At 30.5% G+C, this 18,026-nt stretch carries 16 protein-coding genes; 9 read left to right on the top strand and 7 right to left on the bottom strand.

The genetic code is table 11. The features are described 5' to 3' along the window. Positions 1–188 precede the first annotated feature (188 nt). The 4 genes from Q0617_RS14150 to selD form a co-directional block, all read right to left on the bottom strand. Positions 189–806: a class I SAM-dependent methyltransferase gene (locus tag Q0617_RS14150; protein WP_298754195.1), complete on the bottom strand. Its 618-nt coding sequence runs from the start codon at positions 804–806 to the stop codon at positions 189–191. Further along, entirely contained in the window at positions 807–2,636 is a 1,830-nt protein-coding gene (gene selB / locus Q0617_RS14145) for a selenocysteine-specific translation elongation factor (RefSeq protein ID WP_298754193.1), read from the bottom strand. It abuts the gene before it with no gap. Beyond that, positions 2,636–3,982, bottom strand: a complete 1,347-nt coding sequence (gene selA, locus Q0617_RS14140) for an L-seryl-tRNA(Sec) selenium transferase (RefSeq protein WP_298754191.1) — start codon at positions 3,980–3,982, stop codon at positions 2,636–2,638. Before selA ends, selB begins: the two co-directional genes overlap by 1 nt. A gap of 155 nt (positions 3,983–4,137) precedes the next feature. Continuing rightward, positions 4,138–5,172 carry a selenide, water dikinase SelD gene (gene selD, locus Q0617_RS14135; RefSeq protein ID WP_298754188.1) on the bottom strand — a complete coding sequence of 345 codons (1,035 nt, stop codon included), beginning with the start codon at positions 5,170–5,172 and terminating at the stop codon, positions 4,138–4,140. A gap of 296 nt (positions 5,173–5,468) precedes the next feature. On the opposite strand from selD, the gene Q0617_RS14130 reads away from it, so the two are divergent. The 3 genes from Q0617_RS14130 to Q0617_RS14120 are packed head-to-tail and all read left to right on the top strand — an operon-like array spanning position 5,469 to position 7,164. Next, entirely contained in the window at positions 5,469–6,560 is a 1,092-nt protein-coding gene (locus Q0617_RS14130; protein ID WP_298754185.1) for a transglutaminase domain-containing protein, read from the top strand. Continuing rightward, complete coding sequence (locus Q0617_RS14125; RefSeq protein ID WP_298754183.1) at positions 6,557–6,883, top strand: hypothetical protein; 327 nt, start codon at positions 6,557–6,559, stop codon at positions 6,881–6,883. The genes Q0617_RS14130 and Q0617_RS14125 overlap by 4 nt, the downstream gene beginning before the upstream one ends. Before the next feature lie 2 nt (positions 6,884–6,885). Next, on the top strand, positions 6,886–7,164 hold the full coding sequence (locus Q0617_RS14120) for a heavy metal-associated domain-containing protein (protein ID WP_298754182.1): 279 nt from the start codon (positions 6,886–6,888) through the stop codon (positions 7,162–7,164). A gap of 138 nt (positions 7,165–7,302) precedes the next feature. On the opposite strand, the gene Q0617_RS14115 is transcribed toward Q0617_RS14120, so the two are convergent. Genes Q0617_RS14115 through Q0617_RS14105 form a run of 3 tightly spaced genes read right to left on the bottom strand, consistent with a single transcriptional unit; the run spans position 7,303 to position 10,659 of the window. Further along, positions 7,303–7,965, bottom strand: a complete 663-nt coding sequence (locus tag Q0617_RS14115; protein ID WP_298754180.1) for a response regulator — start codon at positions 7,963–7,965, stop codon at positions 7,303–7,305. Then, positions 7,958–9,538: a HAMP domain-containing sensor histidine kinase gene (locus Q0617_RS14110; RefSeq protein WP_298754178.1), complete on the bottom strand. Its 1,581-nt coding sequence runs from the start codon at positions 9,536–9,538 to the stop codon at positions 7,958–7,960. The genes Q0617_RS14115 and Q0617_RS14110 overlap by 8 nt, the downstream gene beginning before the upstream one ends. Further along, on the bottom strand, positions 9,538–10,659 hold the full coding sequence (locus tag Q0617_RS14105; protein ID WP_298754176.1) for an ABC transporter substrate-binding protein: 1,122 nt from the start codon (positions 10,657–10,659) through the stop codon (positions 9,538–9,540). The genes Q0617_RS14110 and Q0617_RS14105 overlap by 1 nt, the downstream gene beginning before the upstream one ends. A gap of 175 nt (positions 10,660–10,834) precedes the next feature. On the opposite strand from Q0617_RS14105, the gene Q0617_RS14100 reads away from it, so the two are divergent. From Q0617_RS14100 to Q0617_RS14075, 6 genes are all read left to right on the top strand, one after another. Then, a complete protein-coding gene (locus Q0617_RS14100) occupies positions 10,835–12,532 on the top strand; it encodes a 4Fe-4S dicluster domain-containing protein (protein ID WP_298754174.1) in 1,698 nt (565 codons plus the stop codon). Next, positions 12,522–13,295 (top strand): molecular chaperone TorD family protein, encoded by a 774-nt coding sequence (locus Q0617_RS14095; RefSeq protein ID WP_298754172.1) that lies wholly within the window; start codon positions 12,522–12,524, stop codon positions 13,293–13,295. The genes Q0617_RS14100 and Q0617_RS14095 overlap by 11 nt, the downstream gene beginning before the upstream one ends. Positions 13,296–13,394: 99 nt before the next feature. Next, on the top strand, positions 13,395–13,607 hold the full coding sequence (locus Q0617_RS14090; protein ID WP_298754170.1) for a Tat pathway signal protein: 213 nt from the start codon (positions 13,395–13,397) through the stop codon (positions 13,605–13,607). A 15-nt stretch (positions 13,608–13,622) separates the two neighbouring features. Next, positions 13,623–16,445, top strand: a complete 2,823-nt coding sequence (locus Q0617_RS14085; protein ID WP_298754168.1) for a formate dehydrogenase subunit alpha — start codon at positions 13,623–13,625, stop codon at positions 16,443–16,445. A 10-nt stretch (positions 16,446–16,455) separates the two neighbouring features. Further along, positions 16,456–17,070, top strand: a complete 615-nt coding sequence (gene fdh3B / locus Q0617_RS14080; protein WP_298754166.1) for a formate dehydrogenase FDH3 subunit beta — start codon at positions 16,456–16,458, stop codon at positions 17,068–17,070. Beyond that, positions 17,060–18,019 carry a cytochrome b/b6 domain-containing protein gene (locus Q0617_RS14075; protein ID WP_298754164.1) on the top strand — a complete coding sequence of 320 codons (960 nt, stop codon included), beginning with the start codon at positions 17,060–17,062 and terminating at the stop codon, positions 18,017–18,019. The genes fdh3B and Q0617_RS14075 overlap by 11 nt, the downstream gene beginning before the upstream one ends. Positions 18,020–18,026 lie beyond the last annotated feature (7 nt).

Genomic DNA, 18,026 nt, shown 5'->3' with positions numbered 1-18,026 from the left:
GGAAAAGGCTTGCAACTGTTTGAGTAAATAAATATGCTAAACGCATATTTATTTATGAGTTTTGCAAGACAGGAAAGATAAAACAATAAGCGAAGGTACCCAAAGGGCTTCGCAGCCGTTGGTGGTTTTGCTTACTTTGTCCACACAAAGTAAGAGAAGCGAAAACCTTTAGGTATTCATGAGAAAAATTAAATATAAAACCGAATCAACCTACCCTCTATCTCAACCCGAGAAAACCCGAACTCCTCTTTTATCCACTCAAAAGTTCTTCTTTGATACATAAAAATATGCGTTGGGTCATTTTTGTAGTACCAGGTATCAAAGTCTATATTTTCATCATAAATATCTGTCATAAGATATAGACTACCATCATCTTTTAGAAGTGATTTTAAAAGAGTAAACTCCTTATTTGGCTCTTGAAAATGCTCAATAACCTCACTACTAGTTATGTAATCATATTTTTTTTCTAAAAGCCCTTTATCATCTAAATAAAATAGATCATAGCCATGTATATCATAAGCATTGTCTTTAAGTACTTTTATAATCGCAGAATCTTTTCCACAACCAAAATCAAGACCTATACTATTATTAGGCTTATCTTTTAAAACTGAGTTTGTAATAGGAGAGAGGAAGTTTTGGTATCTTATATCACTTGAATCATTTTTATGTTTTTCATAAATATTTTTTTCATCAACACCAATTAAGTGAAACTCTTTTGCCTTGAATATACCAGTACAACACTCACACTTGTAGTGAGTATTATTATAAAAAAGTTTTGCATTATTAAAACATAAAGGACAAGTCATTTAGGCAAAAACTCTTTTTGTCTCTACTTTTTTTATCTCTGAATAGTTATCAAGATAATCTAAGTATGCAATTAGATATTTTCTACTTAGTTCAAATTTCTCTTTGAAGTTTGATAGTTCTATATACCCCTCTTCTTTTATGATACTTTTCATAGCTTTTACTATGCTATTTAGACTCTCAAAATGAATAAAAAGGTTATGTTGTAGTCTTATTACTTGTTTTTTTGATGTCAATGATTTTAAGATGTCATCACCTAATTTTCTATCAATATCTAAATCATCATAGATATTATATGGAGCAGTTGGACTTATATCTTCTTCTTTTAATCTATTTAAAACTATCTCTTCTAAATCTTTTAAAAAATCCTCTTTTATATTGGCATTTTTATATAAATTGCCCTCTTTAATTAAAAAGCTTTCTTCTACTAATTCATCTAAAACAGCATCTATAAATAGTGCACTTGCCCATTTTGCTCTCAATGATATAGAAGAGTTTGAAAGCATAGCATAGGAGTTCTTTTCGTATATATTTTTAATCTGCTCTTTTAACTCTTCTTTTGTAGAGTTTGGATAGATGATTAAATCTTTTTCATCCACAAATACCTCATCAAGTCTTTTTGCAAACTCTAAAGCCTCTTCATGACTTAGGGCAAATCTTTGAGTTGAAGAGATTATTCCAAGTCCTTTTTTGTGAGCATTTAAAAGTTCATAATAAGCACTTGTAAAATCACTTTTATCTAAAGCTTCTAGCAATCTTCTTTTTTGATTTTTTTTCATGGGGTCAATTACTGGATTTAGAACTTTTCCACCACATATGGTTTCATTGCCACTTCTAAGTATCACTTTCTCACCAAAAACTGTATAGAGTTTTTCTTTTGCTTTTAGTGTTGCAAATCCTGTTTCAAGTGAGCTAATACAATCAAAAAGTAAAGTTTTCACCTCCACTTTTTTTGCTCCAATAAATAGTGTGTAAGTTTTATCATGCAGTAGTTTTTTATCTTTCAAGCAAGAAAAAGAGATATCTATTCCATCAAATCCCCTTACATATCCTCTTTTAGTAATCAAGTCACCTCTTGTTATACTTTTCACATCTACATTTTGTAAGTTTAGTGCTGCCCTATTTGAGATATTTGCTTCTAAGACATTTTGATTGTGTACTTGTATGTTTTTTAATTTTGTCTCTTTTTGAATTTCACTAATAAAAACTTTTTCATTTAGTTCTACTTTTTTTCCTAAGACTGTTCCTGTTACAACCGTACCTATACCTTTAGGAGAAAATACTCTATCCACATAAAACCTAAAGAAATTCTCTTCTTCTTTTGTACTATTACTTATGGTAAAAAGTTGATTTTTTAGTTTCTCTATTGAAGCTTCATCATAAATAGAGACTTCACTTACAAATTTTATCTCAAAATCAAAAGTTCCTAAGAACATCAATATCTGCTCTTTTTTTAAAGCTAACTCTTCGACACTTACTAAATCTTTTTTTGTAAGTACTACTATTAACTCTTTTATTCCAAGTAAGTTTATGATTTCTATATGTTCTACTGTTTGAGGTTTTATACCTTCCACTGCACTTACAACCAACATCACATAATCAAATCCAAAAGCTCCAGCAATCATATTCTTAACTAACTTTTCATGACCAGGGACATCTATAAAAGCTATGTTTTGTTGACCTCGACTTAGGTTTGAAAAGGATAAATCAATAGTAATACCCCTTTCTTTTTCTTCATTTGTATCATCACCCTCAAAACCATTTAAAGCTTTTATTAAAGCTGTTTTTCCATGATCTATATGTCCAGCTGTTCCAATAATGATATTTGACATTAATTAAATACCTTTTTTATTATACTTTCTATTTGTTCTATCTCATCTTCTTGTATTGTTCTAAAATCTAAGAGTACTTTTTCATTCTCTATTCTACTAATAAGATTATGCTTTCTTAACTCTTGTTCTATTTTATTTGCTTTGTAATCTTTAAACTGCAAACTTAATGCAATAGTAGGTATCTTTTTATTTGGAGTTGTACCACCACCAATTAATGTTTGGGTATTTATTACTTCACATTTACATATATCACCTATAAGAGTTTTAAGTCTATTGGCTCTTTGTTCTAGTACTTCTATCTTAATATGTAGCATATTTAGTGTAGGAATATTTTCTAAATCATTTTTTAAATATGAATTTAGTGTATCTTCAATTATTGCTAAAGTGATTTTATCAACCCTCAACATTCGTAAAAGTTGATTCTTTTTAATCTTTTCTATTAACTCTTTTTTACCTATGATTATGCCTGCTTGTACGCTTCCTAGAAGTTTATCCCCTGAAAAACTCAAAAGTGAAGGGTTGTATTCCATTATTTTTAAAATAGAGGGTTCAGCACTTGATAGATTGAAAGGCAAGTCAATCATATGTCCGCTTCCCATATCATAATAATCTATTACATCATGTTCAAAAGCTGTTTTTACTATATCTTCAAACTCAACTTCACTGGCAAAGCCTTCAATAGTATAGTTTGATTTATGCACCTTCATAAGCATAGAGGTATTTTCATTTATAGCATTTTCATAATCTCTTAGGTGAGTCTTATTTGTAGTACCTATCTCTTTTAAAACTGCTCCACTTTGAGCCATAACTTCTGGAACTCTAAAGCTTCCTCCTATCTCTACAAGTTCTCCTCTACTTACTACCACTTCTTTGTTTTTAGCAAAAGTATTCATGATAAGAAAAACTGCACTGGCATTGTTGTTTACAACTATGGCATCTTCACATCCAGTTAGAGCTTGTAGTGTTTTTACTATATGAGAATATCTCTCTCCCCTTTGACCTTTTTGTAAATCATATTCTAAGTTATTATAAGAAGTTGCTATTTCCATAGCTTTTTCTAGGCTTTGTTTACTTATTAAACTTCGTCCTAGATTTGTATGTACTATTATTCCTGTGGCATTTATAACTTTTTGTAGTGAAGGAGAAACTATATCTTCATATTTGCTAATAACCTCTTTTACTAAATCATCTTCATTTATATTTGTAACATTACTTTGAAGTATCTCATTTCGCAAACTATCAATTACCTCTTTTGATATTTTAGTAATCAAGTTTTTTGAGTATCCATCAAAACAAGACTTTGATACAAATTTGTCTATCTTTGGAATAGATTTTAGTAAAATCATTTTTACCCTTTCAGATGGTTTTAAAATTTTTTAATGTAATATTCTTTCTTACATGGGAGATAAGTGTACCTGGTGGGCACCACAGGCTTCAACCCTGATTGACGGTTTATGTGTAATACGCCGTGGGAGGTTCGATTCCTTCATCTTCTCGCCAATCAATAAATTATAATTGGTGTAACTCCCCTTGGAATAACTTCCCCAATAATCGTGGCATAACCGTAAGTTAACTCTTCTACTTTTTTTATGTACTCTTTCGCATCATCTTTATCCATAGCAACTAACAATCCACCCGAAGTTTGGGCATCGCAATACATAGTATAACACTTAGATGTAGCACACATAATAGTTGTCTTATCTTCAAGATATTTCATATTTCTTTTTGTTCCACCTGGTATTACATTTTGCTCAGCTAAATCCTGAGCGTCAGGCATAACAGGAACTATTCCACAATGTATTGCAAATGATGTCAAAGGATTTGTAGACTCTAAGGCATGACCTAAAAGACCAAATCCAGTTATATCTGTACAAGCACTCACATCATATTGTCTAAGTATTTTAGATGGTAGATAATTTAGTGTCTCCATTATTTTAATAGCTTCATCTCTTGTCTCATCACTTAAAATATCTCTTTTAATTGCAGTTGTTAATATTCCCATTCCAAGAGGTTTTGTTAGAACTAATACATGTCCTATTTTAGCTGTATTGTTTCTATATATTTTATCTGGATGAATCATCCCCGTAACTGACAGACCATAATACATCTCAAGACTTTCAATAGTATGTCCACCCAATAGTACTCCACCACACTCTTTTATCTTCTCGTTTCCACCATTTAACATCTCAGCCAAAACTTCTTTTTTGTGATTTTTCACATCAAAACCTACTATATTCATAGCAGTTTTAACTTCGGCTCCCATGGCAAAGACATCACTTAAAGAGTTTGCAGCAGCAATTCTCCCAAAAATATATGGGTCATCAACTACTGGTGTGATAAAATCAAGTGTTTGAACAAGTGCATTATCATCACTTATTTGATAAACACTAGCATCTTCACTTGTATCAAAGCCTACTAAAACTCTTTCATCTGTTGGTTTAAGATTGCAAATAGATTGTTTGAGATCACCCGGACCCATCTTTGCAGCTCAACCAGCAGCTTGAACGAATTTTGTTAATTTATATTCGTTGTTCATAACTACCCTTGTGATTGCATTTTGTGGATTGATTTAATATAAGACGCAGTAGAGAACATTTATGTAAACCCAATCCATGAGTTAATGCAATTTATTACAGAGATTATATCTTTTTATTTTTAAATATAGATTTAATTATAGTAAAGTATTTTTTACTTTTTAAGCTTTTGTTTATAAAGCATACTATATTATTCCACTATAAATTTAGTTCAAGACCATAGGTTATGGTTTGACATAAAGTAGATTTACTTACTTTATCTCTTAATAGAACAAAACACTATTAGAGGTTATTACCCATGAAAAGAAGAACATTTTTAAAAGGTTCAGCACTACTTTCAACAACTATGTTGATAAATCCAAGTTTATTAAGCGCAAAAGAGACAAATGCTTTTGGAATCAAAGAGGGAACTAGAAAATTCTCTATTACTAACAGCTTTGAAATTCAGCCAAGCCAAGAAGAAGCACAGTTATGGGTTCCAATTCCTTTAGACTCATCATATCAAAAAGTTGCAGAGTTAAAATATGAAGGAAATTACAAAGAAGCATATATCTCTAAAAATGATTATGATGCAAAAGTTCTTTACGTAAAATGGGACAAAGGAACAGAAAAAAGAGAGTTAACTGTTCATATGAATGTTGTAACTATGCAAAAAGAGCATAATCTTAGCCTTGCAAAAAATGATATGAATTATCCAAGTGAAGTGAAAACTTTCCTAGAAGGAACTGCTCATATTCCAGTAAGCAATAAAATGAAAACTTTCACACAAAACATTATAAAAGATGCAAATACTCCACTTGAAAAAGCACAAGCTATTTATGACTGGACTGTTACTACTATGTATAGAGATAACAGTGTTATTGGTTGTGGTATTGGTGATGCAAAAAGAACTATTGAAGAGAAAATCTATGGTGGGAAATGTACAGATATAAGTTCTGTATTTGTAGCCTTACTTAGAAATGCAAATATTCCAGCAAGGGAAGTATTTGGAATAAGAGCTGGTAAATCAAAGATTTCAAAAGTTTGTGGAAAAGCAGATGCTTCTGGTTTAGCAAAAATAACTGGTGGTCAACATTGTCGTGCAGAATTCTACCTTAGTGGTTTAGGTTGGGTTCCAGCTGATCCTGCTGATGTTACAAAAGTTAGACTTGGTGAAAAACTAACAAATGAAGATAAAAAAACAAAAGATACAAAAGCCTTTATGTTTGGAAATTGGGAGATGAACTGGGTAGCATTTAACTATGCTAGAGATTTTGTATTAAATCCAAAACCTGCTCAATACCCACTAAATATGTTAGGTTATCCTTATGCTGAACTTGGTGAAGATGCACAAGATTATTATGATGCAAAATCATTTGCATATAGTTATATCTCACAAGAAGTTGTATGAGTAGAATAAATATTCCGATAATTGGGGCAGTTTTTACTGCTCTTTTATCAACACTATGTTGTTTACCAGCATTTTTATTTATATTTTTTGGAGTATCAAGTGGAGTATTAACTTACTTTACAAGCCTTGATTATCTAAGAGTTCCAATGGCTATACTTACTATTGCACTTTTATTTTTTGCAATAAAAAGATTAAAGAAAAAAATCTCATGTGAGTGTTCAAAAAAAGATATTATTATGCAGTGTTCACTTTTTATTGCATTTTTTTCTTTAATCTTTTTTTTACTTTTTTACCCTGAACTAATACCACTATTTATGGATTGATTATGAAAACACTTATACTATTTTTATCGTTATGTTCTTTTTTATTTGCTTCAAATATTAGCATTATAAAAGTTGAAAAAATGCACTGTCCTTTATGTACAACAGCTGTTAAAAAAGCTATAAAAAAACTCGATGGCATAGAAAAAGTAAGTGTGAGACTAAATACAAAAGAAGCAAAAGTCATCTATGATGAAAAAGTAAAACTTAAAGATATTCTAGATGCAATAAAAACAACTTCCTATGAAGGGGTGGTGCTTTCAACCTCTCAATACAAAAAATGATTAATTTAATTATAAATTACAAAGTTCATATTTTAAAATAGTTCAAGGAAAAGGCAAGTTTCAAAAGCGGAGTGTACAAGCAGTACATGAGCATTTTGAAACTTGTCTTTGACGCAGAAATCTTTTAAAAGATGAACTTTATAAGCTCTCTAAGCTAGCTTCATTAAACCTATAAGTCTTATGCTGAACTTTTACTAAAATGTTTTTTTCTGCCAACTCTTTAAATAGCTTTATTAAGGTAGGTTTAGAAATAGAAAACTCTTCCATTACATCTGAATAAGAAGCAGTAAAATGGTTTTCATTATCTAATTTGCTTATTATGTACTTTACAATGGCAACTTGTTTACTATCAGTAATTGCAGCAATTGTTCTTATAACATTTGCATTTGTTCTTATCTCTTTTTCTTGAACAATAGGCAATAAGATATCATGTAAAGTATTAAGTAACTCTTTTATATTTATAGGTTTTACTATGTAGTTTTCAACTTTTAATTTTATGGCATCAAGCAAATAGTTTGTATCAGTATGTGCTGTTGTAAGTATGGTAGGAATATTTATATTTTTACTTTTTATATGTTTTAAAAAATCAATTCCATTTTCATTTTCAAGTAAAATATCTGAAATAATCGCATCAACTTTCTTATTTAATAAGACTTCCATAGCTTCATTTGATGTCTTAACTGCATATATATTATTTACAAAATCCTCCAAAACATCTGAAGTGTGTTTTAAAAGATTTTCATCATCTTCTAAATACAAAATATTGAAATCATGTAAAATATTTAGATTTCTATCATTCATTTATTTCTCCATCATTTATTGGTATTTTTATTGTAAAAAGAGAGCAACTATAATTTTTGTTATCTTTTATTTTATGCATTACATTTTTATAAATAATTGAACCACTTATATGTTTTTCAATTATCTGTTTTGACATATAAAGCCCTATACCTGTACCTGCACTTTTATACTTTGTAGTATAATAGGGTTCAAATATTTTAGGTACAATTTCTTGGGAAATTCCACCACCATTGTCCATCATATTTATAATTGCATTATTTTTATGTTTACTAACTATTATTTTAATTATTCTATCATTTTTATCAATATTTGAACATAAAGCATCTTTTGAGTTAGAAATAATATTTAAAAAAACATGTGAGAGTTCATTGTAGTAACTATTTATTGTAATTTTATCTTTTACTAGTAACTCTATTTTTATATTCTCTTTTGTTAAAAGATATTTTGATAACTCTATTGTATGTTCAATACAGTTTTGAATATCAAATTTTATTTTTGTTTTATCAGGTGAAAAAAAGTTTTTAAAATCATCCAAAGTATTTGACATATTACTTGCAAGTAATAAGGCATCATTTACCTTATCATCTACAAACTCATTTGTAAGTTTTCCTAGTTGCATTTTTGTTTGGAAACTTTGTACTATCATTGTAATAGAGCCTAAAGGTTGTCTCCATTGGTGAGCAATATTATTTAACATCTCACCTAAACTTGCCAATCTTGCTTGTTGAAACATAATAATATCTTTTTTTCTATTTTGCTGAACTTCCTTAAATATCTTTTTTTCCAAAGAGTTATTAAGTAGTGTTAACTCCATGGTTTTTTCATCAACATTTTTCTCCAAAGAATCATGGAGTTTTTTAAAGTTATTTGTAATAAAGATTGATAAAACAATGGAAAATAAAAAAACAAAGAAAATGGAGATAATTGAAAATATGATGATGGTATTAAAGACTTTTTGAGTATCACTTTTTTCATTTATTGCAATTGCTAAGTCATAGTTTATCAAACTAGTTAAATAAATAGATATGGCATTTATTTGCAAATTTAATTTTGTCAATTGCTTTTCATCAGGCTCATTTTTAATACTATTTAATGCACTCTCAATAGCTACCATTTTAGTATCTATATTTTTAATAATATTCTCTTTTAATATTTCATTATCATCATTTTTACTTTTTGTGATTATAAACTCTTTTATAAAAGAGGTAATTATTTCATCATCCTCAAAAGCCATCTCTTTTTTATATAGCTCCCAGTTTTTTCTTATTATCTGTTTTCCAAGTGAAATTACCTCTCGTCCTTGTTCATAACTTAGGTTTTTATTGTCAAAATCTTTTAAAGTATCTTGAATATTTACCTTATATGTATCTTTTATATTTTCTAATTTTATAAGAGATTTTGTTCTTTTATTAAAGAATCTATCAAAATCCTCTTTGACTGTAAAAATTGAGACTTGGGACAATAAGACTATACAAACCATTCCTCCTGCAATAATAAAAATCAAAAAATATGTTTTATATGCAAAACTTAATCTATCAAAATATTCAAGTATATTTGAGAATTTTTCTTTCATTATTTTATCTCTACAAATTCATTATTTATATATTTAAAAAGATATGTTTTATTTAATAGTTGCGTATTTTTAAAGTTTATATCAATACCAGGTAAAGCATCAACAGGAGTAGTTCTTAAAGTATAAATTAATTTACCTCTAGTTCTATCCCCTTGAATACGTGATATTGCATTAACTAAAACTTTTGCAGATAAAAATGCTTCAAGGGAAATAAATCCTAACTCAACTTTTGGATAATATTTTTTCATTAGAGTTTGATACTCTTTTATAACAGCAATTGAAGTTTGTGTATAGCTTGGAACAACTTGTGAAAAAATCAAATTATTTGCATCTAAATTATAATTGTCAAGCTCTTTTATCATGGCATTTGCATCTCCAAAAGATATATTACAAAAAAGTGTATCTTTAAAGTGTATATTCTCTTTAGCTTTTTTTATAAATAGTGCATTTGATTTATATGCTCCAATCATAATTATAGCTTCTGGATTTGCATCTTTTATCTCATTAAAAGCATGGGTTATTGATAAGGTATTTCTTTTATATGACCCCTCTGCAACCAAGGGCAAGTTTCTACTTCTTAAACTTTTTAAAAGAGAGACATAACCCTCTTCCCCATAATCATCATTTTGATAAAAAACTGCAATTTTCTTTAAGCCTTTTTTATTATGCAAATAATAGACTAAACTCTCTATCTCTTCTGAGTATGAGCTTCTTAAGTTTATAAAGTTTTTATTATGGTTATTTCTTAAAAACGAGGCCCCTGTAAAAGGAGCAATAAAAGGTATCTTTTCATCATATAGTATTGGTAAAATTGATTTTACTGTAGGAGTGCCCACAAAACCAAAAAGTGCAAATACTTTATCTTGATAAACAAGTCTGTTTGAATTGTCAATTGTAAGTTCTGGCTCATACTTATCATCATAAGTTAAAAACTCAATTTTTTTATTTCCCAATAAATTTGTTTCATTTACATAAGTAAAATATGAATTTGCTCCATAAATTACCGATTCACCCCAAGACTTAATAATTCCAGTTTTAGGTAGTGAGGAACCTACTACAATCTTATTTTCAGTATATACTTCACTTTTAAAGTAGTAATAAAATATAACAAATATAAACAAGATAATTGGGGCTCTTTTAATCATATTGAAGTTTACTAAAAATAACAGAAAAATTTGCTTTATCAATAGGTAACACTTCAATAAAAAAAGGTAAACTATTTTTTAACTTTTAAGTTATTTTTAATATTAAACAACTAAAATAAGGTAAAATATATTTTACCAAAGGGCATAGTTTATGCAAGAATTTATTTACTACAATCCTAAGGGACTTGACTTTCCTATTAGCGATGATATTTTGGTTACTACTAGCCTAAATGAAGTTCAAAACAAATCATTTTTAATATCAAATACAAATCTTATATCAAGTGAATTAACAGCAAGAGAAGTTGATTTTTACATAAAAAACTCTAAAGATGCTTTATCAAAAAAAATTGAAAATGTATCACTACTTTATGAAATAGCTGCTACAAAGTATGATTTTGCCCAAGATATCTCATATGACCAAGAGGTATCAAAAGATATTCTACTTGTGGCAAATGAAAAAGAGGATTATGATAATTTTATTGCTTCAACGTTAAACGATGATTTCAACCTTTTTTATATAAAAGAGGATATTTTAAAATCTATCTCTGGACATATTGGAAGTTTGAGTGTAGTAGTTGATGATGAAAGTAAAGATGTAACATTAAATGTTGCACAAATTGTCTGGTTTGATGCAAAAGAAGAGGGTCTAAAACAAAGTGGAACCTTTGACCCAAATACATCTACCCTAGAAGATGTAATAAATACTTTAAGAGAAAATATCACCTCATACTCATACAAAAAGTTTACTACTTATGATAAAAACATTTGTCAGTACCACGAAAGAAGAGAAGAGATTTGTAGCAAGTGTGAAGAAGTTTGTCCTACTGTTGCTATTGTAAAAGATGATAAAACAAAAACTTTAGAGTTTTCACAAATTGATTGTCATGGTTGTGGTGGATGTATCTCTGTTTGTCCTAGTGGTGCACTTGATTATGCTCCATCAAACAAAGAATCACTTTTTGAATTAAGTAAATTTTATAAAAATAGATACCCTCTAATAATTCCTGCAAAAATGCAACTTGATAATTTAGATGTTTCATTAAAAGAAGATGTTTTACCTTTTGCAATTGAAGGAGAAAAGTTCTTACATGAAGAGACACTTTTAACACTTCTTCAAATGTCAGGTTCACAACTTATATTCTATACTGACTTTATCTCAAAAGGTACTGGTGATGCTATTAGAATCTTAAATGATATCTATCAAAAAAAGTACTCAAAAGATGCCATTATAATTGCAGAAAATGAAGAAGAGTTAACTAAAGCAATAGAAGAAGTATCTTTCATAGAAGGCTCTTATTTTAATTTCAATCAAGATGAACTTAAAAAAAGAGAAATTTTCTCACATAGACTACAAAAAATCGTAGGCGATGATAATTTAGGTGTAGTTAAAACAGGTGAACATGTGCACTATGGACTAGTAAAAGTAAATGATGCAAACTGTACTTTATGTTTAGTTTGTGTTGGAGCATGTAATGTGGATGCTCTTCAAGCAGATGCTAGTGATAACACTCTAAGATTAAACCCAAGTTTATGTACTTCATGTGGTTATTGTGAAGTTTCATGTCCTGAAGCTGATTGTCTGACAATTGAGAGAGATGTGATTCACTTAGAACCTACTTGGTTTAAAGAAAATATCTTAGCACAAGATACACTTTTTGCTTGTGTAGAGTGTGGAAAAGAGTTTGCCACTACAAAATCAATAGAAAAAATAGCTGGAATCATGGGACCACTGTTCGCAAGTGATCCAGTAAAAGAAAGAAGCCTTTATTGCTGTGCTGATTGTAAACCAAAAATTATGATGCAAAACTATTTTGATCAAAAGAACCAAGGACTAAATGATGCAAGATAAAAACTCTATAAACAAAGCAAGAGCCCTTTATTATAATCTTTTTGAAAACTTTTTTGTAGTTAGTTCAAAAAGTGAAAACTACTTTGAGCTAATAAGATTAATAAACGTATTAAAAGAGAACCCTTTAGATGTAACTTCTGGAACTTCATTAAATAAGATTTCAGAAACACTTGACCCTACTTCAAATGTAAAGTTAGTCCAAGAGTATGATGATCTGTTTCATAATCCCCTTACAAAAAAAATAAGAACAACTGCTTCTTTTTATGACGAAGGAGTTGAGTCTGGTAAAAAAAGAGTTGAAATGATTCAATTTGTTGCCAAAACAAAACTTAGACGTGATGAAAAAAACTTTTTTGAATATGAAGATTCAGTTGGATTTATTTTTTCACTTATGGCATCTCTTTGTGATGCTGTTGCAAATGGTAATAAAGAGTATGAAAATACAGTTCACTGTATCTTTGCACAAATTATAAATGAATTTATAGATGAGTTTGCAAAAGATGTTTATGAACATAAAAAATCAGATGTTTTCAGAGAGTTAATGGTAGTTCTTCACTCTTTTGTGGAGTTTGAAAGATTGTATTTAGAAGTTTCAAAACCTGCACCAAAAGAAAAAGTAGAAAAAGATACTAACGAAACTATCTCAGAAGAAGAGATGGAACGACGAGCTAAAAATAAAGCATTAAAAGCACTAGGACCTAAGAATGCTCAAGATGAAGCTTGTCCAATTGATATCGCATATGATGTAGAATCAGAAATCTAATATAGGTAAATCCTATATTAGAGATTTTATAAAGAAAGCCAAGCTTTTTTTATAAAGTCTCTATATATTAGGGGCTTAATTTCTATAAGGAGGTCAGTCGTGCAAAAAAGCAGAAGAGAATTTGCAAAAAAAACAGCAATGATTACTGCAGGTGCAGCAGCAATTGCTGGTACAAGTGTATTGGCTGCTACTGGTGAATCATCTGTTCAAGATGATAGTAATAATGGTGTTGTTAAAGGAAGCTCTAGAAATAAAGAGATTCTTTACAAAAAAACTGCAGCTTGGGAAGCGTATTATAAAAACGCAAAATAGTTAAAGGAGACATGTATGTCAGCAAATACATATGAAACTCTTAATGCTAAGGTTGGTAGACGGTCATTTATGAAAATGGCTGCTGTAGCAACTGCATTTGGAGTAACATCATCTTTTGCTAGTACTACTGCAACTAGAGAAGCAACAGCGGAAGAGATTAAAAATCCATTCCCTGGTTCAAAATTAGTTAAAACTATTTGTACTGCTTGTTCTGTAGGTTGTGGTGTAATAGCTGAAGTTCAAAATGGAGTTTGGGTACGACAAGAAGTTGCTCAAGATCATCCTGTATCACTTGGAGGGCACTGTTGTAAAGGTGCTGATATGATTGATATGGTTAGATCTGAAGTAAGACTTAAACACCCAATGGTTAAGAAAAATGGTCAATGGCAAAGAATTTCTTGGGATGAAGCTTTAAATGGTATAGCTTCTAAACTTGAAGACTTAAGACAAAAAGATGGTCCTGATTCTACAATGTTTTTAGGATCAGCAAAATTTGGAACGGAGCAGTCTTATTATTTTAGAAAATTTGCTGCAATGTTTGGAACTAATAATATAGATCACCAAGCTAGAATTTGACATAGCTCAACAGTTGCCGGTGTGGCAAATACATGGGGTTATGGTGCTATGACAAATTCTTTAGGGGATATTCAAAACTCTAAGGCGATTATTATTTTTGGAGCGAATCCAGCGGTTAACCACCCAGTTGGTTTCCAACATTTCCTCAAAGCAAAAGAGAGAAATAATACAAAAATAATTGTAGTAGATCCAAGGTATACTAAAACTGCTGCAAAAGCAGATTATTATGCACAAATTAGACCAGGTACTGATATTCCATTTATGTATGGAATGTTAAAAATTATATTTGAAAATGGTTGGCATGACAAAAACTTTATCAATGATAGAGTTTATGGTATGGAAGACATTATGAAAGAGGCTAAAAACTGGCCAATTGAAAGAGTTGCAGATGTTACAGGTGTAGATGCTGATTTGATTGTACAAATCACTAAGCATTATGCACAAAATACTCCTGGAACTTTGATTTGGGCTATGGGTTTAACTCAACATACAAATGGATCATCAAATACAAGAATGGCTCCAATCTTACAATTAGCTCTTGGAAACATGGGTGTTGAAGGTGGAGGATGTAATATCCTAAGAGGTCATGATAACGTTCAAGGTGCTACTGATATGTGTTGTTTATCACACACATTACCAGGGTATTATGGATTAAGTGAAGGTTCATGGAAATATTTTGCAAAAATGTGGAATGTAGATTTTGATTGGCTTCAAGGTAGATTTAAAGATCCATCATGGATGGGTAAAAAAGGATTTACATTAGCTAGATGGTGGGCAGGTGTTCTTGGAGAAAATCCAGGAGAAGATGCTATTCACAATGCAGGAACAAGATTAAAAGCTCTATTTGTTATGGGTAATGGTATTACATCAACAGCTCAAACAAAAAAAGTAAAAGAGGCTTTAGATAACTTAGACCTTGCAGTTTTTTGTGACCCATTTGTTAATGAAGGTGCAATTATCACTGATAAGCAAAACGATGTTTATATCTTACCAGCGGCAACTCAATTTGAAACAGCAGGAAGTGTTACTGCTACAAATAGATCTGCTCAATGGAGAACAGAAGTTGTTAAACCAATGTATGAGTCTAAAACAGACCAAGACATTATGTTTGAATTAGCTAAAAAACTTGGTTTCTTTGAACAATTAACAGCAGGTATGCAAAAAGGTAAAGATTTTGTTTGGCCAGATGATGCAACAAATGAAATTGCTAGAACTATTAAAACTATTGGATTAACTGGTTGGACTGCTGATAGATTGAAAAAACATCAAGAAAATTGGCATATGTTTGATGAAGTATCTGGTAGAGGATATGGTGAAATGACTGGTGAGTACTATGGTTTACCATGGCCTTGTTGGACAACATCACACTCTGGAAGCCCTGTTTTATATAATATAAACAGATCAGTAAAAGAAGGTGGTATGGGATTTAGGAATAGATTTGGATTGGAACATGATGGTGTAGATTTACTAGCAGGTAAAGGAAGTGCTCCAAAAGATTCAAATAATAAAGATGGATATCCTGAAATTACAAAAGATAATATTGAAGCAGTATTAAAAATCAAGTTAACTGAGGCAGAGAAATCTAAAATTGGTAAAAACTGGAAAGTTGATACGTCAAATATTATTGCTGAAAAATGTATGGAGGCAGGTATTGCTCCTTATGGAAATGCAAAAGCAAGAGCAAAAGTATGGACATTTGCTGATCCGATTCCAAAACATAGAGAGCCATTACACTCTCCAAGAACGGATTTGACAAAAGAGTATCCAAGTTTTGCAGATAAAAAAGATCACTATAGAGTTGATACAAGATATATCTCTGAGCAAACTAAACAAGACTGGGCAAAAGATTTCCCAATCAATTTAGTTACAGGAAGACTTGTAAACTTAAATGGTGCTGGTATGGAAAATAGAGCAAGTAAATATCTTGCGAAATTAACTCCAGAAATGTTCTGTGATATTCATCCAGACTTAGCTGGAACATACGGAATTAGAGATGGTTCAATGATGTGGATTCATTCACCTCAAGGAACTAAAATAAAAGTAAAAGCACACTATTCTTTCTCTGTTAGTAATGACAGAGTATTTATTCCAATTCACTTTGCGGGTGTAATGGAAGGTGAAAGCTTATTACATAAATATCCTGATGGAACTGCTCCTTATGCGACAGGTGAAAGTGCAAACACTGTTACTAACTACGGTTATGACATAGTTACACAAATCCCTGAAACAAAAGGTGGTTTATGTCAGATTTCAAGAGCGTAGGAGAAGTAACATGAGTAGTAATAAAGTAGACTTTTCAAGAATGAAATTTTACTGCGATGAACACAGATGTATTCATTGTGACGGTTGCTCTGTTGCTTGTGCCGAAGCGCATGAGTTACCAGTTGAAATCTCTAGAAGAAAAGTAATAACAGTTAATGAAGGTAAGCAAGGGATGGAGTTCTCTTTATCTATTGCTTGTATGCACTGTACAGATGCACCTTGTGAACAAGTATGTCCAGTAGATTGTTTCTATATCAGAGAAGATGGAATCGTTTTACATGATAAAGATACATGTATTGGTTGTTCATATTGTCTATATGCCTGTCCTTTTGGAGCTCCACAGTTTCCTAAAGATGGAGCATTTGGAACAAAAGGTGTTATGGATAAATGTACTATGTGTGCTGGTGGTCCTGATGAAACTAATAGTGAACACGAAAGAGAACTTTATGGTCAAAACAGAATATCTGAAGGTAAAGTTCCAGTTTGTGCAGCAATGTGTTCTACAAAAGCATTATTAGTTGGTGATTCAGAATCTATAGCAAACATTTACAGAGAGAGAGTGCTATCATTTGGACATGGAGTACAGTCTATGCCTTATGGTTGGGACAAAGCATATGGAAAATAAAAGTTTTCTAAGTGAGTATAAAGCCTATTGTATTATAGGCTTATTATTCATCCTTTTAACATATTGGTATTTTTGGTTAGCAACGATAGCTGATATAAATTATGTATATCAGTTTTTATTGCAAATGGCACAAGGTAATTTTACAGGTCAAGTTGTTCCTTTTGAGAGTTTAACTCATTATCAACAAATGGAAGTAGGATTATTTGGTCCAAGATATGATGCAATTGCACCAGAAGTTATAAGAGCATTTGAAGAGAGACAACATCTTCTACCAATAGTATTTTTAGTAGAATTTTTTCTATTTTTAACAATGTTCATTGTAGCAAAAGGAAGAAAACAAGCAGAAATTACAAGAGAAAATGACAAAGTACAAGTCTATTCACTTTTTCAAAGAGTTGTGATTTTATTAAACATCGTAATTATGATTTATCTTTTTATCACTGGTTTTTCAATCACATTTGGAAACTGGACTGGTGGAGGATATTTAGCAAGAATGATGAGAGCAACACATGAAATTGTGGGACTAGGATGGATGCCTATTTGGTTTTTAATGACAATAATTGCCTTTAAAGATCATAAGTATTTTGTAAGACCTAGTGTAAAAATATGGAATAAAATTTTCTTAAGAGGAAAATATAAGCATATGGATAGAATCAATTACTACATGTTTGTGGCATTTGGTTCAAAATTAGTAATTAGTGGTTTTATCATCTGGTATATGTTTCCAGATGCAGCTACTCATGCTGAGACAATCCAAATAAAAAGATTTCTTCTTTTTATCCATTTTATGGGAAGTGCAATTATTTCATTTTTTACATTTGAAACAGTTTACTCTTATTTTGTATCTGTAAAAGGATATATTCCAGGTGTAATAACAGGGAAGTTACCTGTTGAGTATTTAGAGCAGATAAGACCTGACGTTCTAGAAGAAGACAGTAGTTTAAGATAAGATTAGC

This window comes from uncultured Arcobacter sp. (assembly GCF_937982575.1).
In the GTDB taxonomy this organism is placed as follows: domain Bacteria; phylum Campylobacterota; class Campylobacteria; order Campylobacterales; family Arcobacteraceae; genus Arcobacter.
Note: the sequence above shows the minus strand (reverse complement) of the source record. Positions and strands in the feature narration are given on the sequence as shown.